The organism is Motiliproteus sp. MSK22-1 (genome assembly GCF_001968815.1).
Classification (GTDB): domain Bacteria; phylum Pseudomonadota; class Gammaproteobacteria; order Pseudomonadales; family Balneatricaceae; genus Motiliproteus.
Map to the genome: position 1 here is coordinate 61021 of NZ_MIEQ01000018.1, position 26485 is coordinate 87505.

A 26485-nucleotide genomic window follows, 5' to 3' on the forward strand; every position below is an offset into this window, starting at 1 on the left:
AGCGGCAGTGGGGGCTGCCCGGCTATTCAAGCGGGTTGTGACTTGTCTGAACTATATTGCGACTTGTTTGAACTATATTGTGGGAGACTAATCCTTGGAGCGCTTTTCTGATCCTTGAGTCCATTTGCTTAAGGATGCATCTTGGGCATCAGATAAGGCCGCATAGGTTTGATTTGACAGGTAATTGGCATGGGCTTCGAGGCCCTTACAGAAGTAGAAATTGAGGTTCATTGCCTGCTCAGGGCTTGAGCAATGAGAAAGCGTTTTAAGCTGTTCAAAGCTGGCTTTTGTTACGTCGTCAAAACAGTACTTCTGCAATGCCATCAATTTGCTGATGGTTTCTTTGCATTCCTGCAAAGGTTGCATGTAGATATCCAGCTGATTGAGAGAATTACTCATCGTCTGACCTCACTTCATTTGACCTTAGAATAGTGCTGCGTTGCACAATCCTGACCCCCTTATAACTAATTTTTTCTTAAAGGTCAAAAAAACGTCACAACCGGGCACAGCCTTTAACAGCAGTTGCCAATTATCTGCTTTGAGTGATCAGATCCTCAATATTTTGCAGCGTGAGATCCGATAAGTGGGGGAACTGACCATCCATTAGAACAGAAATTTTCTCGAAGGTGTCCGCTAATTCAGTGAATGCGTCAACTACGACAGGATCAAAGAGGGTGCCTTTCCCCGCCACTATTTGATTGACAGCCAGGCTATGGGGGTGGGCGTTTTTGTACGGGCGTCGCGAAACGATAGCGTCATATACATCAGCCACGGCCATTATTCGAGCGACTATGGGTATTTGATTGCCACAGAGGCCTTCCGGGTAGCCACTACCATCCCAGTGTTCATGATGGCTCAGTGTAACCTGTCGGCCTATCCGGAAAAAATTAGTTGCCGTTTCAGTGGGTTTTCGCAGCAGACTTTCCGCAGTGCACAGCGCCTGAAAACCGTATCGAGGGTGCTGTTTCATAATTTCATATTCGGCAGCTGACAGTTTGTCTGGCTTTTGCAAGATTTTGTCGGGAATAGCGACTTTTCCAATATCGTGTAACGAAGCTGTTTTGTATAGCAAATCTATCACCTGATCGTCGTCCAGTTCCTCAGCAAAGTCGGGGTGATACCTGAGGCGCTCTGCCAGCGCTTTTACATAGTATTGGGTACGTAGGATATGGTCTCCAGTTGAATGGTCCTTGATCCGTGCGAGGGCCGACATACTAAGAATAATTGCTTCCTGCACGGATAGTAACTCTTCCCGGTAGCTTGATCTGGCATTTTCAAGTAGTTGTTGCTGTTCAGTAAACAGATGATCAGTTGATGCTAATTGTCGATGGATTTTTGCCTTACTCAGCAAAATGGAGCGATGAAATGGGCTGCACAAATAATCGGCACAGCCACAATCGATCGCCAGCAGTTGATGATCTGCTGAGTCACTCCATACCATGATTACAGGAATTCCCGCACTCTTGGCCAGCTGTACGAAGTGTTTACAGTTCTGTAAACCAAATTGATCTACGCAGGCTGCATCAAAAAGTATAAGCTCACCCTGGAGGCTTGTATTGGAGAGGAAATCAGAGTTTCCAATAGAATAGTTATCCGGGGTTGCGCTTTGTAACTCTGTAAAGGTGCTGAGTTGATTCCCGACATAGTGCAATCTGGTCATAGTGTTTTAAATCCATTTACGTTATTGAATTCATTGTAGGTGAAATATGGCAATCCCCGGTTTTATGCCGATAATGACTAATGCAAGGATTAGCCTGTAAAGATCGCCTGGTGGGATAAGTTGATTAACCGGTAAGGGTCACTATGGTAATGTCCATCTGTACAACGGAGGTAAAAGGTCTTGATCTCTGGGCAATCGACTAATTTTCCGCGTCGGGTTTCGATCCTCTTTCATCTTGTGGCCATTGCGCCAGTTCTCGGTTTTACCCTCTATCATGGAATATGGGGTAGTCATTGGCTTTCCTTATTCCTTGGAGGTTCGCTGCTGGTTGTCAGCCTATCTCTTTATAATGAGTTTAAACACAGAGACAGCTTGCTTTATCGACAAATGTTCGTTGTTCTGGTCTCTTTTTCAATTGCACTGAGTTGCTATCAACTGGGGTTGCGAGGCCTGATTTACGTTTTTCCGATGTCTTCGGTATTCTTTTTTACATTTCCGTTCGTCCAGGGGATTGTATCGGGTGTAATTTTTTCACTTTGCTGCTTGTTGGCGGCGTCTTATGTTGAGCCCTTGATACTAGTGCTGAGATTTTCTGTCGGTATTACTATCAGTATGGTATTTGCTGGCATATTCGCATTTATTGTACTGAAGCAAAAAAACAAGCTGGAGCAATTGGCAAACAGAGATGAACTGACGGGGGCGTTGAATCGCCGTACATTGCGCCCTGAGCTGGACGCAGCGAAAAATATGCATCAGAGGCACCAGCAGTCAGAGAGTTTGGCAATCATGGATCTTGATCATTTTAAGCAGGTAAATGATCTTCATGGGCATCTGGTGGGTGATGAGGTATTAAAGGAGTTTTCACAGTTGGTTGCAGGACGGATACGCAATTCAGATAAATTGTTTCGCTTTGGTGGTGAGGAATTTATCCTGCAGCTTCCACAAACGGATGAACAGCAGGCCTGGGAGCTTTGTGAAGCGCTAAGGGCTTTGGTGGAAGCAACATCATTTTCGAATAATATTCGTCTAACCTGTAGTTTCGGGGTTGCCCAGTTAACAGCTGATGAGTCAGTCGATTCATGGTTAAAAGGTTGTGATAAGGCTTTGTATCAGGCGAAAGAAAGTGGCCGTAATAAAGTGTTGAAGCGATCGTCCGGATATAGGCCACAATGATCAATGGATAGTTTCCTCAGGTTGCAACCACGTAACGCCATTTGTGAGTCAATAAAGTATGGACAAATGAGCGTGGGGAATTGTGCCCTGACAAATGAAGGTAGCATTTGACCGCAAAGCGCTTCACAGCCAAGGCCATATAGATATCGCTGATAACATCATTGGGCTCCCAGGCGCCGACTCCGGCAGATTGGATTATTTTTTCGCGACGCGGAGCGGACATGACGGCCAATTGGGTAGCATGGGCTAAATATTCTTGAGCAGCATTACTAATTCTGGTGAGTTCTGTGTTGTGTTGAACCACCGCATGGGTTACTTCATGAGCAATAACACCGAAATAGTGGTCTGGATCGAATGGCTCTCCATACATAGAAGGCAGTGGTTTTATTTCGAGGATTGATCGGAAAGACATTACCTCAATCAGGTCTTTACGACTGTTATAACTGCCGAAGATGGGATGACCAATGGATTCTAACGGGCGCTGGACTATATCGATGCGGATAAGTTTTTTGGGCCGTAGATCGTATTGCTCCAGATATCTCAGCGCTGATGTTGAAGCCGCACAGGCGATGTCGACCACTGTGCTGTCGGAAGTTGTCACCTCTATAGGGATGTTGTTACAGCGGAAGGTATTTGCTTGAAGGGCTGTGGGTAATAACAGGGAAAAGCTGGTACAAACGATCAGGATAAGGGACGGTTTCATACGGCAACCTCCAGGTGGGCCTTTGGAAGGCTGTTGATTTGCCTTCAGCGGCTAGAGCTTGTAGCCAAGTTAACTTTGCAATCGATACAGAGCACTTCCATCAAGTGTAAGTCTGCTGCCTGCGGTTTATAACGGAGCATCTGATTGCAGTGCGTTCTATCTAGTTACTTACCAGTATAGGCTTTAATATTATCAACGTGATTAATAAGTCTTAGCGTTGGTGTTCTCTTACAAACTCGACCATGTTCCCGCAGAGAAAGTGCTCACTTCCATCTTGTGTTTATTTAACTTATTGATATATATCTATTAGTGTATCTGCACTACTGGTGAATCACCGGTTTGTGTCAGAATTATTAAATTTTGAATTTTTGTTCCAAAAGATGATGATCATGTCGTATTCGGGTATTCCCCTGATCAAAAAAGTGAGATATAGTGCGGTGCAACTAAGGGATTACCCCTAAGCAAAAGCTTGGCCCACGACAGGGAATTCAGTTGTATCGAAAGTGACGTCGACCGTTCTTTCGCAACAGTGAACAAGTGTCGGCATTAAAATAAAAATGATTGAACTCCGCTCGAAGTCTTGTCTGAATTCCGGAGTTCAAAATGAGGAAAAGCTGAATGTATATTGAATGTATCCGCGCTGATGGCTTTGAAGATCAACTGACATCTTCTACAACATACCAAGTAAAAGAAGTAGGAGAAAACTCCTATTTGATTGAGAACGACAATGAAGAAAGCCGTTGGTATGGAAATCAACACTTTTGCGTCAAGCTGGCGGCCTAGATCTTAATTCCAGATCGGCAAAACCCCGCGTTTATCATATTGATGAATGACAACTAGGGTCTGCTCTAATCCACGCAGTGTTCCTATATCACTGCTGCAGTTAGACCCTTCCTTCCTTATTTAAACAGATAGTCTATTCTAAACAGGCAGTGTTTCCAGATAGAAGATGGTACTTCCCAGCTTATGGGGTGTTTGCTGAAACCGGCTTTCAGTCAATAAACCGGAACACTGTTTATTTTATGATCGCCTCAGAGCTGGTTTCTAACCAGAATTTTTGTATTTAAAATCAGGATCAAAACAGCAAAGCGTATTTATTTAGCTTGTTTTGGGGGGGTATTTAGATGTTCCTGATGCTGATCGTGGCGATTTTGTTTCTGGCAGGAGCTATCTATAATTTCTCCTTGGGAGTTTATAGTGAAGCATTGGCAGGGGTTGCGATTGCTTTTTTGCTGACTGTCCTGTTTTTTTTCAGCAGGGAGCAGGAAAGTAGAATTGAGGAGTTTCTCATATGGCTTCTAGAGCATAAAGATAAGCTGAAAACTAACAGACTAAACGCTATTACCTGGCAAGGAGTGCCTATCCGCTATGACACCGTCGTAACCCAGTACCCGTTTTGTACTTCATTTCTAATCGTGTCGTTCAAACAGTCAAGTCGATTTTTCTTTCAGTCATCCTCAGATAGATCTCGGGTCAGGCTGGCTACGGTTTTGGTGACCCTTATCTTCGGTTGGTGGGGACTTCCTTTAGGACCGTTTTATACTCTGCAAACGCTGGTCGAACATCTTCGTGGAGGTAATAAGCGGTTAATTGGAGATATCATTATTGAATTGGAAAGCGGGGCTAATAAGCCCTAGAATAAGGGCTTGAAGGTTAAAGTATGTTAATCTTTCCTTTAGCTTCTGCCTTTGATTGTGTAAAAATTATCTTTTCATTGGTCGAGGTTTTGAGTTTTGCAAGAATCTATTTGACACCGAAGGGGAACTATATGGATATACGGACTGTTTACTTTTTGCCACTGATTTTTTTACTTGCTTTGTCAAAGCCTGCGATTTCTTCTGAAAGTCCAGGTCTTAGAATTGGAGTTGGAGTCGCTGCTGGCCATGATGTCTTTGTAGATACTGATCGTCGGGTTGATGTGGTACCGCTGGTTTTTTATCGGCAAGGTAATTTTTATATTGACGGTTCCCGCGCTGGTTATGAGTTTTATCAAACGGGGGCGTTCAAGGTAGCTGTTCAGCTTCAAGTTCGCAGAGAAGGTTTTGATCCAGATGATAGTGAAGCCTTAAAGGACTTTGAGGATCACGATTCAGCGTTAGAAGCAGGTTTTCTATTTAGTTACGATTGGTTTTTGGGGCAGACATCATTTTTTGGAGGTTTTGACGTTTCCAGTGCTTATGACGGTGATGTCATGAGGCTCCAGCATGCCTATCCTATCCACTATGATGATTTTGTTTTAGTGCCTTATGTTGCAGCTACACGCCGAGATCGTGAACTAAACGTTTACTATTATGGTGTTAAACCTGAAGAGGCAACAGCAAGGTTTCCGCAGTTTAACAGTGATGATGATACCAGCTATGAGTTGGGTGTTAATATCGACTACCGCTTAAGCCAACGCTGGGGAGTGATTGGTTCACTGGCCTATGAACAATTCCATAATTCTATCGCTGATAGCCCAATCGTGGAGGACGACAGTAGTTTCAAAAGTCTGATTGGTGTGACTTATCAGTTTTGACCGATTGTGTTCAGCAGATAAGAATTAAGAATCAGAAGGTAGCTTGTCGCCATATGCTCCTGGTTGAGTCGTTCTCGCCGATCAGCTTGAATTACTCATTAGGGAGCATTGCTGTCAGGGAGTGTCCGAAGATTATATAAAATAGCTTCCTTTCCTCCTTATTGATTTGGTCAATGATGTAAGGCTTCTGATCTGGGCCGGCTCCAACCATTGGAATCAATATGGATCGACTTAATCTCAATCTACTTCGGGCTTTGACTGTTTTACTTCAGGACAGAAATGTCACTCAGGCTGCTTTACGATTGAACCTGACACAGTCTGCTATGAGCCGACAATTGACTCAATTACGGGATTATTTTGCTGATCCTTTGCTGATTCGTGAAGGGAATAGTTATCTGTTGAGTGCCAGGGCCAGGCAATTGTTGCCTCAAGTTCAGGCCATTCTGTCTGATATTGAAATGTTAAGAACGGCGGAGGGGTTTGATCCTTCGTCCTGCCGACGTAGATTTAGCTTCGCCTGTACTGACTATGTTGCTGAGTTTATCTTTCCTGATGTGCTGAAACAGTTGCAGCTGGAGGCGCCAGGGATCGATATCAGTTATAAAATGTGGCAGCCAGATTGGCTTGAACGCTTAGGTCAATTGCCGTTAGACATGGTCTCTACCATGACAGCCAGCGTTCCGAAGAACCTGTTCAGTATCCATATGGGTCAGGATAAGCCGGTATGTTTAATGGCGGGTGATCATCCATTAACTGGACATCAAAAGCTGTCCCTTGAACTGCTATTGAACTACTCCTTTGTCCATTTGAACAGTGGTGGTGACAAGGATTCTTTCTTTGATCGCGCGTTGGAAGCAAAGGGGCTAAGGCGCCGGATTCTATTTGAAGTTCCTTTCTTTTCTTCTGCATTTCAAGTGGTTGCTGACAGCCGGGCACTGATGATATTACCCGAGCACATTGCTCGCAATGCGGCTGATCGGTTTTATCTTTCTTATCTGCCTTTGCCGTTGAGTGTCCCCAAGAATCACTATCACTTATGCTGGCATGCAATTCATGACCGGGATCCGGCTCATTGCTGGGTTCGTAATTGTATCGCTGAGCAAATAAGAACCTCAATGTATTCACCATAATACTATGAATAAAAATCATACCTTTGATATGCAATTAGCATTTCTCGCATTGCCTGTGTCGGATTACACTAGCGGATTCATTGGTACCCAAAGCTTCTAGCAAGGATAGCTTTATGACTCTCACAATCTGGTTATCTCTCGTCGCCGTATGCTGTATCGGGGCCATGTCACCTGGACCGAGTCTAGCTGTAGTTTTACGCCATACCATCAGTAATGGGCGTGCTCATGGTATTGTCGCGGCGATTACTCATGCGATTGGAATTGCTGTCTGGGCGATGCTGACGATCTGGGGGCTTGCCCTATTAGTGACAGAAACGCCATTGTTTTACACTTTGATTACTTATGCTGGGGCAGGGTACCTGGCGTGGATGGGAGTCAAGGCGATACGATCAAAGGGAAGTGCGAAATTAAACATTGATAAAGATACGGCGCCTCTCATGGTGGCTGCGCGGGATGGCGTATTAATTTCGTTACTTAACCCTAAGTTGGCTGTATTTTTTATTGCGTTATTTTCCCAGTTTGTGTCGGCAGATCTGACTATTGTTGAGCAGTTGATCATGACTGCAACGGTGGCCTCTATTGATAGCATTTGGTACATCATCGTTGCACTAGCGTTGTCCCACTCTAATGTGATCGATAAATTGCAGAGACAATCTGCCACCATCGACAAAATCAGTGGTATTGTTTTGGTTGGGCTGGCGCTGAGAGTGGTTACCTTGTAGTAATAGGATGTATCAGTGCAATCCTTGACGGTAATTACGAAAAATAAAGTGTTAATAATTAAAACTGAAATTCTTAGTCAATTTTAAAGTATTGTTTTTAAAATTTGATGGTTCGTAATTGAATATTGATGATTATTTCGTTAAAAGATTTCCCAGTCTTTTTAATGCGTCCTTGCGCTGTTGAGTCCAGGGATAAGCGAAGCTCAGTCGCAAGGCGTTTCGGTAGCTTTCCTGGGCCGTAAAAAGTCTTCCGGGAGTCAGAATAACACCGATGTCTAACGCCGATTTATATAAATTGACGGTATCAACCTGGATTGGAAATTCTACCCAAAGTGAAAGCCCACCCTGGGGTTGGCTGCAGCTGGTCGCCGTGGGCAAATACTGGGGAATAAGGCTAAGCAGTTCTTGGGACTGTTGTTGAAGTTGTTGACGCCTGAGGCGCAGGTGACGATCAAGCCCACCTTCTTCAATAAAGTGACCAATTCCCTGTTGCTGAGAACGACTGCTTGAGAGAGTAGTGATTAACTTTAATTGTTTGACCCGATCCAGATATTTTCCTGGAACAATCCAGCCAATGCGCAAATCGCGAGATAAGCTCTTTGAGAAGGATGAGCATAATAATACGGAGCCTGTCGTGTCGTAGGAATGTAGGGTACGCGGCCGTTGCAGAGAAAACCCCAGATCCCCATAGATGTCATCTTCGATAACGGCAATATTACGTGCTTGAATGAGTTCAATAATGCGATGCTTATGGGTATCTGGCATACATGCCCCTGTCGGAGTTCCATAACAGGGAGAGATGACTAACGCTTTGATATCCCAATGTTGCAATGCTAATTCCAGGGCTTCCGGACTCAGGCCATGATCGGCTGAACTGGGAAGTTCAAGGGCTTTTAAACCCAGAGCTTCAAGTAACTGGAAGACGCCATAAAACCCAGGTGATTCAACGGCTACCACATCTCCACGCCGGGTCGTTGCCATCAAGGCCAGTAATAACGCATTCTGGCAACCGGCGGTAATGACCATATCATCTGCACTGACTTGACTGGCCCCTTGCGACAGTCTCTGAACAAGCTGTTGTCGCAGATTTGCTGATCCCGCCGGCTCATCATAATTCATCTGCTCAATCGTTGTTTGTCGGCGATGTGCCCGAGCCATACAGCGCCTTAAATGATCGTTTCCCGGATTGTTGTCCGTTGCAGCAATCAGATCAAAGGCCGCGCCTTTTTCCATAATATCCATCATGATCTGACCGGCGGTAATCGGAACCGGAGTTGACTCTGGCCTACTCGGGGATGGGCGCTTGAGTGATTGAGTGTTTTCTAATTGCCGGGCACAGACAAAGTAACCTGACCTGGGGCGAGCTGAAATGAGCCCATCCGCTTCCAGACGGTCATAGGTTGCTAGCACTGTTGATTTTGAAACGGTCTTTTCCTGACAGAGGGCGCGGACTGAAGGCATACGTTCACCCACAGCACGCTGGCCGCTGCGGATTTCTTCGGTGATATCGCTGACTAGCTGTTGATAGAGATACTCCGGCATTAGTACTGGTTTCCTGTTTGGCTCGAAACGGATCAGGCAGCTATGGACTCGACAGGTACAGATCTTTTAAAACTGATAGGCCCAGAGAGTCAAACAAACTTTCTGTGCCTTAATATATACTAAAAATTGAATCTGTACCCCTCTGCTTTACCAGGATAAGCTGAATTCTTTCTACTCTTCTTCAAATTATTATGGAAACAGGTGGTATGCGACTACCTGAGGAAGAGCTGGTTTAAATAAGGTCGCTGCAATTGCGGCGTCCCACAAAAGGTAGCTCACTTCGATGTATCAGTACGACAGTTTCGACCAAAAAATTGTTGAGGAACGAGTGAAGCAGTTCCGGGGACAGACGGCCCGCTATCTAGCAGGAACCTTAAGTGAGGAGGCCTTTCTGCCATTACGGTTGCAGAACGGTCTGTACATTCAGCGGCAGTCTCCGATGCTGAGAGTAGCGGTTCCTTATGGCATGCTTTCTTCCCGTCAACTGCGCAAGTTAGCAGAAATTACCCGTACTTACGATCGCAGCTATTGCCATGTTACGACACGTCAAAATATTCAGTTTAACTGGGTATCTGTTGAGCAGGTACCAGAAATATTGAAGGAATTGGCGACGGTTGATATGCACTCTATTCAAACTAGTGGAAACTGTATTCGAAATACTACCTGTGATCCGTTTGCAGGTGTTGCTCAGGATGAATTGGCAGACCCCAGACCCTTCTGTGAGATTATTCGTCAATGGTCGACGTTGCATCCTGAGTTTGCCTTTCTTCCACGTAAATTCAAGATTGCAGTGATCGGGGCGCAACAGGATAGAGCATCGATTCAGCTGCATGACATTGGTTTGCAGTTGACCACTAACAAAGTGGGAGATTATGGCTTTAAGGTATGGGTTGGTGGAGGTTTGGGCCGCACACCTGTTCTGGCAACTCCGGTCCGTGAGTTTCTTCCGCAACAAGAGCTTCTTGCTTATCTAAAGGCAATCTTACGGGTTTACAACCGCTACGGACGTCGGGATAACAAATACAAAGCTCGTATAAAGATTCTTGTTAACACCCTGGGTATCGATAACTTTTCTACACAGGTGGAAGAAGAGTTTGAGCGAACGCTTTCACCGGAATATCTGCTAAATCTGGAAGAAGTTGATTATGCCAGATCGTTTTTTAGCTCACCTGAGTATGAAGCCATCGATGAGCATAAGGTGCAAGCAGATTTGCTCTTGCAGGGACAGCTTAACCCACCTTTTGAGCGCTGGTTGTCCCGTAATACCCATGAACATCGCGTAGATGGTTATTCGATAGTCAGCTTGTCTCTGAAATCTTCAACCCAGGCGCCTGGTGATATCTCTGCTATACAGCTGGAGCAAATCGCAGAACTGGCAGAGCGTTATTCTTTTGGTGAAGTTCGTACTACCCAGCAGCAGAATCTGGTTTTGACTGATGTAAAGCAATCCGATTTATTTAACCTCTGGCTGGAAGCGACCAGCCTGAAACTGGCGACTCCTAATATTGGCACCATTACGGATATCGTTTGCTGTCCAGGGGGGGATTTCTGCGCCTTGGCAAATGCTCGGTCATTACCAATCAATGCTGCTATCCAACAGCGCTTTGAGGATCTGGACTTTCTTTATGATCTTGGGGATATGAGCCTGAGGATTTCTGGCTGTGTTAATGCCTGTGCACACCACCATATCGCCAATATTGGCATACTCGGGGTCGACAAAAAGGGTGAAGAATTTTACCAGATTACTCTGGGAGGCCAGTCTGGAGAGGCTTCCAGGCTGGCTAAAGTTCTGGGTCCCTCATTACCTATGGACCTTTTACCAGAGGCCATCGAGCGGGTGATCGAAATCTACCTGCGCGAGCGTACTGATCATACTGAGCGATTTATCGATACTTTTTTACGTCTTGGTAGCCGCCCTTTTAAGGAGCATGTCTATGGGAAATCTCATTAAGGATGGAGGAATTGTCAACGACAATTGGCAATTGATTGAATCGTTGACTGATGATGAGGCCCTGAGGTTACCCGAAGGCGACCTCATTTTGCCCTTGGTTCTCTGGGTGCAGCAAAGCTCCCTGTTCGAGCAGCGGGGAAGCTGGCCGGGTCTATGGATTGAAGGGAATCAGGAGTTAGAAACGATTAAACACCTGATTGCTCTCGCGCCGGTTATCGCTGTTGAGTTTTCTGCATTTACTGATGGCTCTGGATATTCTACCGGCTCTCTCTTACGGGAAGTCTATGGATTTGAAGGAGAACTTCGCGCGTTTGGTGAGTTAATCATTGATCAGGTCCCGTACCTGAGACGCTGTGGCTTCAACTCTATTGCTCTGCCTGATGGGCAGTCACTTGAGGACGGATTGGAGCTACTGATGAACAGTGGCCTGACTTATCAGGGTTCTGTATTTAGTCCTCGAACACCGTTTAAGTTTCGTTACAGCAAGGTAGGAAGTTGATATGGGGAGTTTTGATGCGGTCGCGCTGGGGGCGGTATTCACCGTCATTGGTTCTCTGATTCTGTTGGTAGCAGTCATGGGAATAGTTGCCTTTAAAATGAGAAAAAAGATCTCCCAATCTCGTAAATCCCCATCTAACGATAGTTGAGGTATTAAAAGTGGATAACGTCAGTACTGTCATCCCGACCCAGTCTATTGATGATCTGTATGCCGAAGCGGGGCAATGGCACGTCAATGTGGGGGAGAAAAAGATCCATCCGAAGCGAATGCCGGGTAAATGGCGAACTCTGAAGTGGTGGGCGAGTTCCACATGGTTGGTGTTTTTTCTAGGTCCTTATGTTCGCTGGGGAGAGAGACAAGCGGTCTTGTTTGATTTGCCAGAGCAAAAATTTCATATTTTTGGTTTGACGATACTTCCTCAGGATCTATGGATTTTAGCGCTTATCCTGCTTTTCTTTGCCATTGGTCTAGCAGTAGTCACCGCTGTTGCAGGGCGAGTTTTCTGCGGGTATTTCTGCTTTCAAACGGTATGGACAGATATCTACGTTTGGATTGAAGAACGCTTGGAGGGAGCACCGAGGCAGCGCCAGAAGCTGGATAGCGGGCCCTGGACGTTAAAAAAACTAAGGATAAAGGTGATTAAGCATGGGCTTTGGCTATTGATTGGGTTAATAACCGGTATCAGCTTTACTGCCTGGTTTATGGATGCTTTTGAGTTGTGGCAAGGCCTGATCAATCTTTCTGTTCCTATTGAAGCAGGGATTACTATTGGTGCATTTATATTTGGCACCTACAGTCTCGCGGGCTTTATGCGAGAGCAAACCTGTTTATGGCTATGCCCTTATTCTCGTATTCAGGGTGTTATGGTGGATAGCAACACGGTATTACCGGTCTATGATGTTGATCGAGGAGAGCCTAGGGGGCGACTTCAGAAAAAAACCAACATCATTACAGGTAGCGCCCGTTCTGAGGGGGATTGTATCGACTGTAATCTTTGTGTGGCTGTTTGCCCAACAGGAGTGGATATTCGCCAGGGGCAGCAGCAGGGGTGTATTACCTGCGGCCTGTGTCTTGATGCCTGTGATGCCGTTATGGATAAAATAGGACGTCCACAGGGGCTGATTCGTTATGATTCTCTTAACGGTTTGCAAGGTATTTTAGAACCTGTCTGGTACAAGCGGTCGAGAGTATGGACATACTTAGGAATAATGGTTTTTTCCGTTTTGGCGGGAACTTATGGGCTGGCAACATTAAGTCCCTTAGAGCTGAAAGTAATACAAAACCGTCAACCCCTCTTTGTATTGCAAAGTGACGGATCCATCCAGAACCGTTACCAGTTAAAGGTTCTCAATAAGACGGATCAACCTACCATGGCTGTGATAACTGTCGAAGGCGCCGAGGGACAACCATTGCCAGGTTTGGTATTGAAAGGAGCTGACCAGCCGATTGAAATCAAGCCGTCAGGAGTCACTTCTCATACCCTGTTTGTCGGGCTTCCTCGCCACTTATTTAATGATGAAACGACTCAACTGCTTTTTAAGGTACAGTCCCGTAAGAATGCACAGCTATTTGCGGAGAGGGAAGGAGTCTTTATCGGGCCTGTTAGTCGTAAGTAATTACGTATCTTTTAGATGTGGGGCCTATAGGGATATATGCTCCTTAGGATAAAGAGAACCAGGCCAGCAGATAAAGAATTATGGCTGTTGGAATGAACATAATAGCTGCATAGGGCAAATTCCAACGCATCAGTGATACCGCCTCGATTCCGTAGCGACCTTGTACTGCCAGGTTCATTCCTGACAAAGGTCCTATTGCTGAGCCCAGTGCCCAGGAGGCTAAGAACATCATTGCCAATAGGCTTTGGTCCGGGTTCAGCGGAGTTAGCAACGGTCCTAACAACGAGATACTGATGATCGGGTGGATACCGAAGAGCGCCATCAGTAATGAAAATCCGAGACAAAGTATTGCTTCCAGGCTGCCAAAACTATTAAAGGGTAGCCACCCTGAGGTGCCGGACTGCACTAGATGCAGTCCGTAGCTCAGAACACCTGCTGCAAGGAACAGGGACAATTCATTACTCATACGAGGTACACGTTCGGTGACATGTTGTTGCAATCGAGAAGTGGTGCGACGGGGGTGATGAAGCAGCACCAGTAAACTAATCGAAGGTGCAAGCAGCGTTATCAGAGTCAGAATCGGAAAGTCTGGTCGTTGGTGACGTACCGCAAAGACGCAGATCGCCAATAAGGCCGGTAGCCATAAGCTACTGTAATTCATTGGATAACCGGAAAAATCTACGGCTTTATCAATTCTTGATAATTCCAACCAGGTGACCAGTAAGGCAATGAGTGCTAACGGAATTCCGGCTAGCATTATAGATTGGAGGTCGGCACCGGGCGCAAAGGTATAAGCAACTCCCATTGCGGCAAAAAATGGTGACCAGAAAGCCGCTGAGGAAAAACCACGGGTTAAGGCAATGGCTTGCTCTCGGGACATAGGCCGATTATGCGTCATACGATCACCAAGGATAAAAACAGATGATAAGTTGATGACAGCTCCGAATAAATGCACACCGCTCAGGGTGCTGGTAACAGCTCGTCGACCCTGCGGTAAATCTTGGCTTTGAGCTGCTGCAGGTTGGCTAACCAATCCTAGAAAGCTTACTGCGACTAACATCGATATCAGCTCCAGATTACGACCTAGCATATCTTCTAGCTGAAATTGCTGACCTTGATATGTACCCCAGGAAATACAACCAATACCAACCGTTAAAAGCAGTAGTGATTGCCTAAGGTTTCGGCTTGCTAACCCTGGACTACTGATCAGAGCCGCAGCCCAATAGCCAACGATAGGTATCCATAGCGGCAACGATAAACCCAAACCGCGGCCCATCATTGACAGAAGTGAAATAACCATCAGAGCGCCAATCAAGGCATTGGTATTGGGAATAAAGGTTTTATGGGTCATTGCTTCAGAAACAAGTAGCTGGAACAGCGAATCTTATCTGGATGGCGTTGAGGTTGATAGTTTTTCCATAAATGTTATCGGCACTCCGGTATGCAGCCTGATAAGAAGTAGTGCGGCGCGTAATACTGAGTACACGTTGTGGTTGTATCGTTTGAAGGAACTAGTCGACAAATAGGGTCATATACAAAGACAGTACCAATAACGAAACACCTGTAAATACAAAAAGCCAAAAGAATAGAGCCGCTAGTACCTTATCAAAGGTATTCGTATTTTTTCGGAGTACGTCAGCGCTAGCAAACATCACTGATATAGGACTCCCCTCGAACCTATCTGTTATTACTTTAGGCAGCGCCAACGCTTCCGCAACATTCAGAATGTCCCATCCACTGGCAAACTCGACTCCTAAACTTTCCTTTGTGGTAGTGTTCTTACGTAGCTTTCTGACTGTTATCTGGCCAAAGGTTACGAAGAGAATGCAGGTTAAGAAAAGTGCAAATAGCACAATTCCCCATAGGTAATCTACTAGTTCCATAGGGAGTTGATCCAATCAAGAATAGGGTCATACAGCCGATCTGCTGCTTTTTTTGCCTGATGATCAACCACCATAGATGCTCCAGCCGCCGCAGCAGTGATAGCAATACCTGCACTAATAAGGAAAATCCAACCCATAGGTGTGGCTAAAGTCAGTAACGCCAAGCCCCCCTTGACCGCTAATGATCCCATAACAGCACCAGCAGCAAAACCGCTAGCCTCGATAAACATCTTCTTTTCCCAGTTACCACCAGCCTTGTATGTATTATGTATTGATCCTACACGGCCAGTAAAATCTATAACTGCCAGTCCATTACCCAAATGCTGAGTATACTTGGAGAAATTTACAAGGTTCTGAGCTTCAAGTTGGCTGATCAGTTCTAACTTTGCAACAGTGCGTCCACTCTCCGCTATATGTCTGGCGCGGGTAGCATTCATCAGAGGATGACCTTTACGTATCTTTTTGCCTGCTGTTGCTAGCTCTACCTCTAAGTTAAACTGTTTGACCATCTTCTGGTGAGCACGTTGTATCCTTACTTTGCTCATCTGACGACCGCCGGGGTAACTGATCGCCTGCTTATGTTGCTTTAGAGCTGCTTCATAGGCCTTTACAGCACCGACAAACCCTGTAACGCGACCACCATAGACACTAGTTGCGGCTCCCATGCCAGCAGTGCTGTATGGGTTGCTAAGCCCGGACATTACTTGAGCTATAGCTACAGTTTTATCTTCACCAAACTCTGAAACTAATCCCATCAGATTCTTCGCAGAAGACTGTGGCATAGAGGCTAGCGGGTTGATTATTCCTCGGTCCTGGGGTCTGGAGTAGTCACCGACCAAATAGGGTGTATAGGGGGATAACGTAGTCGGTATCTCGCAAGTGACGGTTTGAATGCTCTCAGTCGACTGGAGGTCACACCGGTGGTTTAGAGAAGAGACAGCTGTAGGCTTTTCACACATCAAGGCAGTAGCCATGCAAAGTTCCTTTTAAGTAGATTCCAATGAGCGGCGTGATGATACACGAAGCGTTTACGCATGTCTTCTACTGAAATGAGAACCTGAAACTGTCTTGCTGGAGTAATTTAAGCTGTTGAATTATATAAAATAATATGAGTGGAGCGGGTGAGGAGAATCGAACTCCCGTATGCAGCTTGGGAAGCTGCCGTTCTACCATTGAACTACACCCGCGATATTATCTTTCAGTTCCTACACAACTCCTTACTCTTTATGGGTCATAAACTATCTGATCGGTGTTGGAGTTAAAACCTCCCCGTTATCCCGTTTAGCTGTTTACAGACGAAATCAGATTTCGAAAAATTATCAGCTACTTTTCAAGGAGGTCTTGTTGCCATTTTGTGAAGTTAACTTTATTAAACAGTAGCACTAACTCTGTTTATTGCTGCACCTGGCTGCAGTGGGTGTTAAGCCCGCAACATGCATATCTACCGACTGGGTCAGGCACAAGGTCGCTAAGGATACGATCCAGTTATCAACTGCTAATGGCTGTTTGCTGATGGGTTGGTTGATTACTTAAGTTGCCTGCTAATATCCTCAATCACCTGCTAGGATTTATAGTGATGGCTATTCAAATCATAAATAACTAATTCCTGATGGAGAGGAGGATATGGTTGAACTGCGAAAGAGTACTGTATCTGAGGATGATTACGGCCCTTTGGATGCAGGTTGGGATGCGAGGCTCGAGTGTATTCGGTTAAGTGATAACCCCTATGCCATTAACAACTGGAAATACTATGAATGGGAGAAGGGTTGGAAATTGGCGGATGACACAGTAGTAGATGCTCCTGAGTTGCCAGGTTCACAATAACCACCGTCAATGACTCTAACTGATCAAATGATCTTTAACTTTAAGCGGACTTGGTGGTCATGGATGCACTAAAAACCAAGGGCTGTCTGCTGGCCCCTTCAACATTGATTTTTGACTGGCATGGCACACTGGTTGATACCCTGGATGCGATGTTTGAAGCGATGGAGGAGATGCTGCCGCAGCTAGAGGATCTTGACCTTGTTAAACACTTGTTGCCGGAAGATCTCTGTCGCACCTCGGATGATGTAAAGCTGGTCAGGTACATTCGTATTTTCCGGCGGCTCCATCCCAAAATACTTGCAGAAAGGCGAGTCTCCCGCACAGATATCTTTAACGCCATTTTTGGTGATGATGTCGAGGCTAAGCGGCTTGCCCATGAAGCATATAATCGCTGCTATCGTCATTATTTCGGTAAGGTTCGTCCTTATCAAGAGGGAGTGGGATGTTACCTTGAAACCTTTAAAAAACTGGGGTTAAAGCTAGGAATTGCTACCAATAGAAGCCGAGAGTTTCTTGATCATGAATTACAGGTGGTTGATGACGGAGAATGGGCTGGTTTGATTGATACAACAGCTTGTGCAGATGGTGTTCCTCATTATAAGCCCCATCCTGACGTGATTCATGCCGCCTTGTCTGCTATTGATGTAAAGGCTGATGCTAATTGCTGGTATGTGGGTGATAGCTATCAGGACATGGTTACAGCAAAGAATGCAGGTGTGTCGGGTATCTTTTATAACGGTGCGTCCTGGCCTGAAGAGTACCTTAACAGACTTTTTGCTAAAGACCCTGCATGTTTGCCCTATGCCTTTGTTAACAGTTTTGATGAGCTGGTTGATTTGCTTGAGCAGATGCAGCAGCAGGACAGTCAGGTATTTTCGGCTAACTTAGCAGGTATCCGACCTTGGCATTCCCCTGGGCCGGAGGCTCCTGCTCCTCGTATTGAGCCGGACTGGCACCCGGCTACGGCTCAATTACAAGCCCCTAAAGCCATATTGTTTGACTGGCATGCGACGCTTGTGGATACCCTGGATGCGATGTACCACGCGGTGGACGACATGTTGCCGGAGTTAAGAGATAAGGGACTGTTGGATCGAATGGTTGATCCTGGTTCCAGTAAATCGCTGGAAGATGCCCGCCTTGTTGAATATGTACAAAGTTATTGTCAGTTACACCCTAAAGTGAAAGTTGATCGTAAAATATCCCGAACCGATATTTTTGAAGTGCTTTTTGGGGAAGATCAGGAGGCTAAACAGCTGGCACATAAGATATTTAATTCTCACTATCGTAATCACTATGGAACCGTGCTGCCCTTTGAGCCTCAGGTGAAAAAAATGCTGCAGGCGTTAAATGGGCTGGTGAAAGTTGGTGTGATTACTAACAGGGATCGTGAATTCTTTGAGCACGAGCTTGCAGCTGTGGATGGGACGGGTTGGGCTGAGCTTTTTTCCTGTAATATTTGTGGAGATGACACGCCTTTACGTAAACCTCATCCAGACCAACTAATATTGGCTGCCCAGCGACTGGGCATGCCTGTAAATGAAGCAATCTGGTACGTTGGGGACAGCACTACAGATATCATTGCAGCTCAAAAAGCGGGCGTTACAGCGGTATTCTTTAATGGGGCTCAGTGGGACTTACCCTGGTTGGGAAAGATCTTTCCTGCAACAGAACGTCATCCTTATAAGCCTGATGTGGTGGTGAATGACTTTTCTGAGTTCTGGGCACTGGTACTGGCTTGCCAGGAAAAGCAGTGATTAGAAAGTAAGACTATGGCTTTTGCTCGCGACGAAGTTTTCAAGCTTGTAATCCTGGCTCCATCAAAATGACAACGTTGATCAATATGATATGACCTAATGATGAGATTCAGTCTGCTCATGTAGTCATTGTTGTCATTTGGCTCGGCTTATTCAGCTATTCAGGTCTATCTTTCATAGGTAGCACCATACTTGTTAGCTAAGGAGCCTTTGAATAAATCCACAGAGGACGCAATGGACTTATTCATAGCTTCCCAAATAAAGCGATGAACTCTTGTGTTAAAGAATTTTCTCGGTCTATGGCTTTTGTTGACTGCTTTTCTGCTGCCATATTCAGCATGCTCCAAGCCGGTTGATGTGATTGAAAAAGTATCACTACAGTTGTTATGGAAAAACCAGTTTCAGTTTGCTGGTTATTATGTAGCCAAGGAGAAGGGTTATTATGCTGAAGAGGGTCTTGAAGTTGAGATCCGAGAAATGCCCAGTGAACTGGATTTAGTTAAATCTGTTCTAAGCGAGGATTCTACCTTTGCCATTGGTCGTTCTTCGATCCTTATTGATAAGGCGAAGGGAGCCAGAATTGTTGCCTTAATGGCGGCATTTCAACAGTCTCCTCTAATGTTGATTACCAAACAATCTGACCAGATAAGAGAGGCAAAAGATTTGTTTGGTCAGCGGGTAATGATAACGCCGGATGCTAAAAATGTGGCAGAGGTTTTAGCCATGTTGCTGAAAAGTGGTATCAGCGCTGATGACTATATTCGCCAGCCTCATAGCTTCAACCTGACTGATTTGATTGAGGATAAAACCGATGCTTATGCAGGGTATTTGTCGAATGAACCCTTTCAATTGGAAAAATTGGGTATTCCTTACCGGATTATTCATCCCCGTGATTATGGCTTTGATATGTATTCAGACATCTTATTTACTTCGGAGGAATATGTTCAGAAGAATCCGGTAAAGACAATGATATTTGTTGAAGCTTCCCGTCGCGGTTGGGAGTATGCGTTTGCGCATATTGAAGAAACGGCCCGAATGATACATGAAAACTATAATAGTCAGTCACGAAGCGTTGATGCATTAGTGTATGAGGGGAAGGCCCTTAAGGAGCTGGCCTATGCAGAGGGCGTAGAATTCGGTGATATCTCACTCGATCGTTTTCAAGAGATGGCCCAGATTTATCGTGTAACAGGCGTGTTGGATCGTGACTACGATATTGATAACCTGGTTTACCAGCCATTAGAACACGCGCCCGAGCTGGGATTATCCAGAGAAGAAAAGCGTTTTTTACAGAGAAATCGAAGATTTCATTTGTGTGTGAACCCTGACTGGATGCCGTATGAAGGAGTCGTGGAAGGTAAGCATCAGGGCGTGGTGGCAGGTTATATGGACTTGTTGTCAAAAAAACTGGGGGTGACATTTTCATTTGGATCGTTCGAGAACTGGGCACAAAGTCTGGCGACGGCACAGAGAGGTGGCTGTGACCTGGTAGCTGGAGCCATGCAAACACCCGGGCGGTCCAAGAACCTCTTGTTTACAAATCCTTATTTCAGTATGCCTGTGGCCGTGGCTGTGCGTGAATCTAATAGCGATTCTGTCGTAGAGGGCCCTCTGGCTATTCTCAAAGGAAGCGCTTTTGAAGAGATTCTCAGAGGGCGTTATTCAGAGACCAAGCTAGTACCGGTGGTTACGGCTGAAGAAGGATTGAATCTTGTTGAAGAGGGGGCTGCCAAGGGATTTGTTAGCGCTGCTGGCCATATTAATGCGGAATTGCAAATTTCCCAGCGCAGTGGATTTCTGATTACTAGTCCGATTAATGACAATTGGGATTTCAGTCTTGCCGTGTATAAAAACCCGAGATTGGTAGACATCCTTAACCACGCTATCAATAGCATCTCAGCCTCAGAGCATCAGGCAATCCGATCCCGTTGGTTACCTGTTCAATACGATCACCGTTTTGACTACCAGCTATTCTGGAAGATCAGCGCAGGGGTGATGTTATTGTTACTGTTTCTGGCGTATCGGTACAAAGTTATCTCCGATTACAATCGAAAACTGGAGATATTGGCCAATTCTGATCAGCTGACGGGAATTGATAACCGGTATGCCCTTGTCTCCAAGTTGGAAGATCAAATAAAAATAGCCAGTCGATATCATCGTAGCCTTTCTCTGATATTTTTCGATATTGATGACTTCAAACAGGTTAATGATCAGTACGGTCATAATGTTGGGGATCATATTCTTCAGGAATTGGCCAGGGTTATAAGCGCCAATCTTCGTGATGCTGATTTTTTTGGTCGCTGGGGCGGAGAAGAGTTTTTAATATTGTTGCCGGAGCTTGACCTGAACAGTGCCGAAGCTGGTGCAGAGAAACTGCGTGAGGTTGTTTCCAGCGCTCACTTCTCCCATCAACAGCCTCTCAGTTGTAGCTTCGGTGTTGTCGAGTATAGACCTGAAGAGAAAGCACAGACGTTTGTTGCCCGGGCAGATAAAATGCTTTATCGCGCGAAAGGAGCCGGTAAAAACTGTGTCTGTTCTAGCTAAGATCAAGACTGGCGGAACTGTGTTTGATCACCTGAAAAACACAATGCTATATCCATATATAGAATATATGAATAAACAAGATGCTAATAATGGCCACAACCAGTCTAAGTCTTGGAGAGCATTGGAAAATTTTAATCACCAGAAACAACAAAGCCCTGCATTCGACTGCAAGGCTGTAAAGTACTGGTGCCCGGAGGCCCTGAATTGTAACGAGCCGAGCCACCGACATGAGAATTTTTAATCACCAGAAACAACAAAGCCCTGCATTTGACTGCAAGGCTAGCCCTGCATTTGACTGCAAGGCTGTAAAGTACTGGTGCCCGGAGGCCCTGAATTGTAAAGAGCCGAGCCACCGACATGAGAATTTTTAATCACCAGAAACAACAAAGCCCTGCATTCGACTGCAAGGCTTTAAGATACTGGTGCCCGGAGGCGGAATCGAACCACCGACACGAGGATTTTCAATCCTCTGCTCTACCGACTGAGCTATCCGGGCAACGGGGCCGTATTAAACACGGCTGTTAGAAATTAGTCAACAGTAAATTATATTATTCCTTAGCAGTAAAATTGCCTTGTAAGCCATGCTGTTAGCGGTTTATGTGGTATAAATGGGAGGTCTGTGATAATAAAGAAAGCTAGTTAAAAGTGGATACATCATTGAAAGGAGAAGCCCTCTGTTCCACTTGTTAAAAAAAGGACATCGAGCAAAGGGCCGTGTTGGGCTCCATATGACGGCTGGAGGAATTGCTGTCGCTCATTATGATTCAGCGTCCGGTAATGACCTTAATCAGTGCCAGTGGATTGCTGACGTTGACCTCAATCGTCCTGAACAATTAAAGCAGCGGATTGATGAATGGAAGCTTACCGGTTGTGAAACGAGTTTTGTCCTCTCTCCCAAAGACTATCAACTGATATTGGTTGAGGCTCCCTCTGTTGAAGCATCCGAGCTTAAGGAGGCTATTCGCTGGCGGGTTAAAGACTTGGTTTCTTACGATATCACAGCAGCAGTTATCGACTATTTCCCTCTTCCTGAAGATGCCTACCGTGGACGTAGCAATATGATCTATGCGGTGGTCATGCCCGAATCTCTGGGTAGCCAAATAGAAGGCTTTGTTAATACCGCGGGGTTAGTACTTGATACCATTGATATCCCTGAATTAGCGTTGATGAATCTCTCTGAGCTTTATGATGCTGATTCGCCATTGTCGCGAGCTTGCCTGTGCTTGCAGGAGCCTACCAGTTACATTGACCTGATTACCGAAAAGTCTTTGTATTTGACTCGGCAGGTTGATATACCCTCGGGGCTGTTGGAGGCAGGAGAAGAGCAGGTCGCTGAATTGGCGGGCGGCACGATTTTGGATATCCAGCGCTCATTGGATTATTACGAGAGTCAGATAGGTAAACCTCCTTGCATTAAGTTGTTGATCTGTCCTTTGCAGGCAGGTGAAACGCCATTGTTATCCCAGTTTCGCCACAATCTTGGAGTGGAGGTCGAACAACTGGATCTTGGTGAGTTGCTTCACTGCCGAGAGCCGTTGTCTCCAGAACAACAGTTCCTCACCGTCGTGGCGGTAGCCGGGGCACTGCGGAGAAAAATCAATTGATGAAGCAGCAGATTAATCTGTATGTAAGAAAGGAAAAGGTTAAGGTTCCTTTTTCTGCTGCCTCCTGTTTGTTAATTGTATGTATCTCGGCTGCTGTGCTAATTGCTGTATTTGCTTACAACTGGCAAGGCGTCGATCGTCTTAACGCTGAATTAAGTGCCTTGAAAGAGGAGCAAAGCCGGCTCCAGCAAGCTTTTGATCGAGCGCGGAATCAGCAGGTCATTATTGAGGAATCGCCAAGGCTTAAGGCTGAATTGCGTTCTCGAGACCTGGAGATTAAAGCGAAGCAACGCTATGAGAGTCTATTAGGCCAGCTACAGCCGGGGAAGGGTATTCGGTTTTCATCGATGTTATCCGGATTATCCACTCAGGCGGTTGATGGAATCTGGTTGAAACGAATCAAGGCCACCGAGGCAGGCCGTGTACTTAATCTGGAAGGGGAAACGCTTATTCCCGAGCTTGTTCCTCACTATCTCAAGCGTCTGGGCAAGAGTGAACCGGTTTATTTCCAGGCACGATTTGATCAGTTGAAGTTAATAGGATCTGAACAGGGGCTTAGCTTTACGGTCGCTGCAACACTCCGGTCAGGAGATGATAATTGATGAAGCAAATCAAGGCGTCCGTCGCTAAATTTGATGCGCTTTCGGTACGGGAGAGAGTGTTGATTTTGGTGACGGTAGTAGTGGCTATCCTATTGCCGGTATTTATCTATCTGATTGAGCCAACTCAGAAAAAGCAGATTGTTCTGACCACTCAGGTTGCTAAGTTAAAAGCAGCCAATGCCAATAAAGCCCTGGATATTCAAACGTTATCAATGGCAAAGACAACGGATCCTAACGAGGCGATAAGAACACAGCTTAAACTGCGTGAACAACAATTAGCAGCTTTAAATGAAACGCTGAAGAAGCGATCCGGCCGTTTGGTTTCCGCATCAGAGATGCTAACTCAGCTTGAGCAGGTTCTGTCAGACTATCGGGGGTTGAGGTTGGTAGCAGTAGATAAAGCAGAGCCTCAGCGATTTATGATTGACTCCGACTCAAAAGACCAGGAGCAGGGCGCTGACATGGTTAGCATCGAAACAGGACTTTATCGGCATGATATGAAACTGGTGGTGGAAGGAGGTTTTTTTGATGTGCTCAGTTACCTTCAGGCTTTGGAGCAATTGCCACAAGGATTTTTTTGGGATTCCATTGATTATCAGGTTGAAGAATATCCGAAAGCTCAGGTCAGTTTGAAGGTTCATACGTTGAGCACCGAACAAGGGTGGTTAGGTGTATAGGCTTGGAAGGTATTGTTGCGCTGTAGTCCAATCGAGGATCACAGTTCGAGGGGTTAGCGGGTATACTTGTTTTTTTGCGGCCTCACTGTGTATGACAACAGCAGTGTTTGCTGCAAAAGACCCCACTCGGCCACCGGATCATCGAGTCACTGTTCCTAATAAGGTGCAGGCAGTTAACAGCTTTCATGTTGAGTCCATTATTTCTGGTGGTGGCAGAAAAATTGCTGTAATCAACGGTCAGCAGGTTTTTGAAGGGGGAAGTGTTAGTGGTGCCCGGGTGGTTAAGATAGAGCGGGATGCGGTGACATTAAGCTGGCCGGATCTGCAAACGCAAACGACGCTAAAAAAGCGCATATCGATTAACCAATCGTTAACTAAGAAGTGGCTCAAGCGGGACAGAAATTAGATGCACCATTCAATACCACAGATGATCTTTAAAACGTGCATGACTGTTCTCATCGTAATGCTGACCGGTTGCCAGCCTTGGCAACCGGTATCTGAGCAGTCCGCTCAGAATACAGGCACAGTGGCGATTGAGCAGGCGTTAAAAAGTAATCAACAACAGCAGTTAGATCAGCAGTCTGAGTTGTCTCCTGAGGTGGTGCAGGCGTTGCTTCCGTCGTTGCAGGTAGAGGCTATCGCCTCCCCCGCTGAAGACCGATTTGATGTGGCGGTGGATCGGTTGGATGCACGGGCATTTTTTATGGGGCTGGTTCAGGGAACTCCCTACAATATGGTGGTGAGTGAAGAAATTGCTGGAACCATTTCCCTTGATCTTAAAGATGTCACTGTTGATGAAGTAATGCAGACTGTACAACAGGTTTATGGCTATCAGTACAGACGCTCTGGCAGGCTTTACCAGGTAGTGCCTGAGCAATTGGAAACAGTCATCTTTCAGATAGACTACCTGCATGTCGTAAGGGACGGTTCTTCTGACACCCTGGTCAGTGCCGGGACGGTCAGTGAAGTGGGAAGCACATCCAATGGTTCCTCTAATAACTCGTCCAACAATTCATCCAATTCTGGCGATAACAATTCCGTTAGAAGTGTTGGTACCCATATCAGTACAACCAGTAAATCAGATTTCTGGGGGCAGTTGCAGACCTCTCTAATGACAATTATCGGAGCTGGTGAGGGCCGCCGGGTGGTTATTACTCCTCAGGCGGGGGTGATTGTTGTCAGTGCGTTCCCTCAGGAGCTGGCGGTTGTTAAAGATTATCTGGATCGTACAGAGCTAACGTTACAGCGTCAGGTTATTCTGGAAGCAAAGATTTTGGAAGTGAGTTTGAGCAATGGCTTTCAATCGGGAATCAACTGGGCAACCATTGCTGAAGTGGGTGGGGGCGGTAAGAACATTGTCTTCAGTCAGGGAAGTACCCAGCTTTCCAACAATGACGGTATAGACGGAGTGTTTGGAGCGGCGTTTAATCTCAAGGACTTCACTGCGCTTATCGAATTACTGGAAACTCAGGGCAATGTGCAGGTGTTGTCAAGTCCACGGGTATCGACACTGAATAATCAAAAAGCGGTTATTAAAGTTGGTACCGATGAGTTTTTTGTTACCAGTGTTGAAACCACAACCACAACGGGAACGGCTACGACCACCACACCAGAAGTCGAACTCACGCCGTTTTTTTCAGGTATCGCTTTGGATGTCACGCCTCAAATCAGTGCCGGAGGCGAAATTATCCTGCATATCCATCCGTCGATCAGTCAGGTATCAGATCAGCAGAAGCTGATAACCATTGGCTCCCAAGCGTTAGATCTTCCCCTAGCGCTGAGCACTATTCGGGAATCGGATAGTGTTGTTCGAGCCAGCAGTGGCCAGGTGATTGTTATCGGAGGTTTGATGAAGGCGAATAGCAGTGATACCCAGGGTAAAACACCGGGATTGGGGGATATCGATATTGTTGGTGATTTGTTTAGGCAACAGCGTCAGAAGTCGACAAAGAGTGAACTGGTTATATTATTGAAGCCAACAATCGCTAACAGTGATGCCTGGCAGAAAAACCTTAAGCGTAGTCTCGATAATTTTAATAATCTGAACCCTACCGGCTCAGCTTTAGCAACCGATAACCCTTAGGTT

At 45.8% G+C, this 26485-nt stretch carries 25 protein-coding genes and 2 tRNA genes; 18 read left to right on the plus strand and 9 right to left on the minus strand.

Translation table 11 applies throughout. The annotated features are described in order from the left end of the window. Positions 1-87: 87 nt before the first annotated feature. Together BGP75_RS01500 and BGP75_RS01505 are read right to left on the minus strand one after the other, a co-directional pair. The gene (locus tag BGP75_RS01500; protein ID WP_076714359.1) at positions 88-399 is read right to left on the minus strand and encodes a hypothetical protein; all 312 of its coding nucleotides are present in this window, start codon (positions 397-399) and stop codon (positions 88-90) included. 130 nt (positions 400-529) lie between these two features. Then, positions 530-1660 carry an HD domain-containing protein gene (locus BGP75_RS01505; protein ID WP_076714361.1) on the minus strand — a complete coding sequence of 377 codons (1131 nt, stop codon included), beginning with the start codon at positions 1658-1660 and terminating at the stop codon, positions 530-532. A gap of 180 nt (positions 1661-1840) precedes the next feature. On the opposite strand from BGP75_RS01505, the gene BGP75_RS01510 reads away from it, so the two are divergent. Continuing rightward, positions 1841-2833: a GGDEF domain-containing protein gene (locus BGP75_RS01510; RefSeq protein ID WP_076714363.1), complete on the plus strand. Its 993-nt coding sequence runs from the start codon at positions 1841-1843 to the stop codon at positions 2831-2833. Between the two features lie 16 nt (positions 2834-2849). Here BGP75_RS01510 and BGP75_RS01515 read toward each other — a convergent pair whose 3' ends face one another. Further along, positions 2850-3536, minus strand: a complete 687-nt coding sequence (locus BGP75_RS01515) for a DUF6639 family protein (protein WP_076714365.1) — start codon at positions 3534-3536, stop codon at positions 2850-2852. Positions 3537-4154: 618 nt separating this feature from the next. On the opposite strand from BGP75_RS01515, the gene BGP75_RS26960 reads away from it, so the two are divergent. The 5 genes from BGP75_RS26960 to BGP75_RS01535 all read left to right on the plus strand — a co-directional run bounded on the left by BGP75_RS26960 (position 4155) and on the right by BGP75_RS01535 (position 7903). Then, positions 4155-4319, plus strand: coding sequence for a hypothetical protein (locus BGP75_RS26960; protein WP_158070047.1), 165 nt, complete (start codon positions 4155-4157; stop codon positions 4317-4319). Between the two features lie 341 nt (positions 4320-4660). Continuing rightward, the gene (locus BGP75_RS01520) at positions 4661-5173 is read left to right on the plus strand and encodes a hypothetical protein (protein WP_076714367.1); all 513 of its coding nucleotides are present in this window, start codon (positions 4661-4663) and stop codon (positions 5171-5173) included. Between the two features lie 131 nt (positions 5174-5304). Then, positions 5305-6051 (plus strand): MipA/OmpV family protein, encoded by a 747-nt coding sequence (locus BGP75_RS01525; RefSeq protein WP_158070048.1) that lies wholly within the window; start codon positions 5305-5307, stop codon positions 6049-6051. Between the two features lie 221 nt (positions 6052-6272). Beyond that, positions 6273-7181 carry a LysR family transcriptional regulator gene (locus tag BGP75_RS01530; RefSeq protein WP_076714371.1) on the plus strand — a complete coding sequence of 303 codons (909 nt, stop codon included), beginning with the start codon at positions 6273-6275 and terminating at the stop codon, positions 7179-7181. Between the two features lie 113 nt (positions 7182-7294). Beyond that, positions 7295-7903, plus strand: a complete 609-nt coding sequence (locus BGP75_RS01535; RefSeq protein WP_076714373.1) for a LysE family translocator — start codon at positions 7295-7297, stop codon at positions 7901-7903. A 132-nt stretch (positions 7904-8035) separates the two neighbouring features. Here the strand turns inward: BGP75_RS01535 and BGP75_RS01540 are convergent, their stop codons facing one another. Continuing rightward, positions 8036-9445, minus strand: coding sequence for a PLP-dependent aminotransferase family protein (locus BGP75_RS01540; RefSeq protein ID WP_076714375.1), 1410 nt, complete (start codon positions 9443-9445; stop codon positions 8036-8038). 283 nt (positions 9446-9728) lie between these two features. On the opposite strand from BGP75_RS01540, the gene BGP75_RS01545 reads away from it, so the two are divergent. Genes BGP75_RS01545 through ccoG form a run of 4 tightly spaced genes read left to right on the plus strand, consistent with a single transcriptional unit; the run spans position 9729 to position 13511 of the window. Further along, complete coding sequence (locus BGP75_RS01545) at positions 9729-11396, plus strand: nitrite/sulfite reductase (protein ID WP_076714377.1); 1668 nt, start codon at positions 9729-9731, stop codon at positions 11394-11396. Continuing rightward, positions 11380-11895 (plus strand): DUF934 domain-containing protein, encoded by a 516-nt coding sequence (locus BGP75_RS01550; RefSeq protein WP_076714379.1) that lies wholly within the window; start codon positions 11380-11382, stop codon positions 11893-11895. The genes BGP75_RS01545 and BGP75_RS01550 overlap by 17 nt, the downstream gene beginning before the upstream one ends. Position 11896: 1 nt before the next feature. Next, positions 11897-12043 (plus strand): hypothetical protein, encoded by a 147-nt coding sequence (locus BGP75_RS26965; RefSeq protein WP_158070049.1) that lies wholly within the window; start codon positions 11897-11899, stop codon positions 12041-12043. A gap of 10 nt (positions 12044-12053) precedes the next feature. Then, a complete protein-coding gene (gene ccoG / locus BGP75_RS01555) occupies positions 12054-13511 on the plus strand; it encodes a cytochrome c oxidase accessory protein CcoG (protein WP_076714381.1) in 1458 nt (485 codons plus the stop codon). 43 nt (positions 13512-13554) lie between these two features. Here ccoG and BGP75_RS01560 read toward each other — a convergent pair whose 3' ends face one another. The 4 genes from BGP75_RS01560 to BGP75_RS01575 all read right to left on the minus strand — a co-directional run bounded on the left by BGP75_RS01560 (position 13555) and on the right by BGP75_RS01575 (position 16581). Then, the gene (locus tag BGP75_RS01560) at positions 13555-14862 is read right to left on the minus strand and encodes a hypothetical protein (RefSeq protein WP_076714384.1); all 1308 of its coding nucleotides are present in this window, start codon (positions 14860-14862) and stop codon (positions 13555-13557) included. 160 nt (positions 14863-15022) lie between these two features. Then, complete coding sequence (locus tag BGP75_RS01565; protein WP_076714386.1) at positions 15023-15394, minus strand: hypothetical protein; 372 nt, start codon at positions 15392-15394, stop codon at positions 15023-15025. Continuing rightward, positions 15385-16368: a hypothetical protein gene (locus BGP75_RS01570; RefSeq protein WP_076714388.1), complete on the minus strand. Its 984-nt coding sequence runs from the start codon at positions 16366-16368 to the stop codon at positions 15385-15387. Before BGP75_RS01570 ends, BGP75_RS01565 begins: the two co-directional genes overlap by 10 nt. A gap of 139 nt (positions 16369-16507) precedes the next feature. Then, a tRNA-Gly gene (locus BGP75_RS01575) sits at positions 16508-16581 on the minus strand. Positions 16582-17017: 436 nt separating this feature from the next. Between BGP75_RS01575 and BGP75_RS01580 the strand changes: the two genes are divergently transcribed. The 3 genes from BGP75_RS01580 to BGP75_RS01590 all read left to right on the plus strand — a co-directional run bounded on the left by BGP75_RS01580 (position 17018) and on the right by BGP75_RS01590 (position 21516). Further along, positions 17018-17218, plus strand: a complete 201-nt coding sequence (locus tag BGP75_RS01580) for a hypothetical protein (protein ID WP_076714390.1) — start codon at positions 17018-17020, stop codon at positions 17216-17218. 59 nt (positions 17219-17277) lie between these two features. Continuing rightward, a complete protein-coding gene (locus tag BGP75_RS01585) occupies positions 17278-18972 on the plus strand; it encodes an HAD family hydrolase (RefSeq protein WP_076714392.1) in 1695 nt (564 codons plus the stop codon). Positions 18973-19329: 357 nt separating this feature from the next. Next, complete coding sequence (locus BGP75_RS01590; protein WP_158070050.1) at positions 19330-21516, plus strand: ABC transporter substrate-binding protein; 2187 nt, start codon at positions 19330-19332, stop codon at positions 21514-21516. A 420-nt stretch (positions 21517-21936) separates the two neighbouring features. Here the strand turns inward: BGP75_RS01590 and BGP75_RS01600 are convergent. Then, a tRNA-Phe gene (locus BGP75_RS01600) sits at positions 21937-22012 on the minus strand. Positions 22013-22244: 232 nt separating this feature from the next. Between BGP75_RS01600 and BGP75_RS01605 the strand changes: the two genes are divergently transcribed. The 5 genes from BGP75_RS01605 (at position 22245) to mshL (ending at position 26482) form a co-directional block, all read left to right on the plus strand. Then, positions 22245-23120 (plus strand): hypothetical protein, encoded by an 876-nt coding sequence (locus BGP75_RS01605; protein WP_076714398.1) that lies wholly within the window; start codon positions 22245-22247, stop codon positions 23118-23120. Then, positions 23120-23722: a hypothetical protein gene (locus BGP75_RS01610; RefSeq protein ID WP_076714400.1), complete on the plus strand. Its 603-nt coding sequence runs from the start codon at positions 23120-23122 to the stop codon at positions 23720-23722. Before BGP75_RS01605 ends, BGP75_RS01610 begins: the two co-directional genes overlap by 1 nt. Beyond that, on the plus strand, positions 23722-24399 hold the full coding sequence (locus tag BGP75_RS01615; RefSeq protein ID WP_076714402.1) for a hypothetical protein: 678 nt from the start codon (positions 23722-23724) through the stop codon (positions 24397-24399). Before BGP75_RS01610 ends, BGP75_RS01615 begins: the two co-directional genes overlap by 1 nt. 91 nt (positions 24400-24490) lie before the next feature. Continuing rightward, a complete protein-coding gene (locus tag BGP75_RS01620) occupies positions 24491-24805 on the plus strand; it encodes a hypothetical protein (RefSeq protein WP_076714404.1) in 315 nt (104 codons plus the stop codon). Further along, positions 24806-26482, plus strand: coding sequence for a pilus (MSHA type) biogenesis protein MshL (gene mshL / locus BGP75_RS01625; RefSeq protein WP_076714406.1), 1677 nt, complete (start codon positions 24806-24808; stop codon positions 26480-26482). It abuts the gene before it with no gap. Positions 26483-26485: the final 3 nt, after the last annotated feature.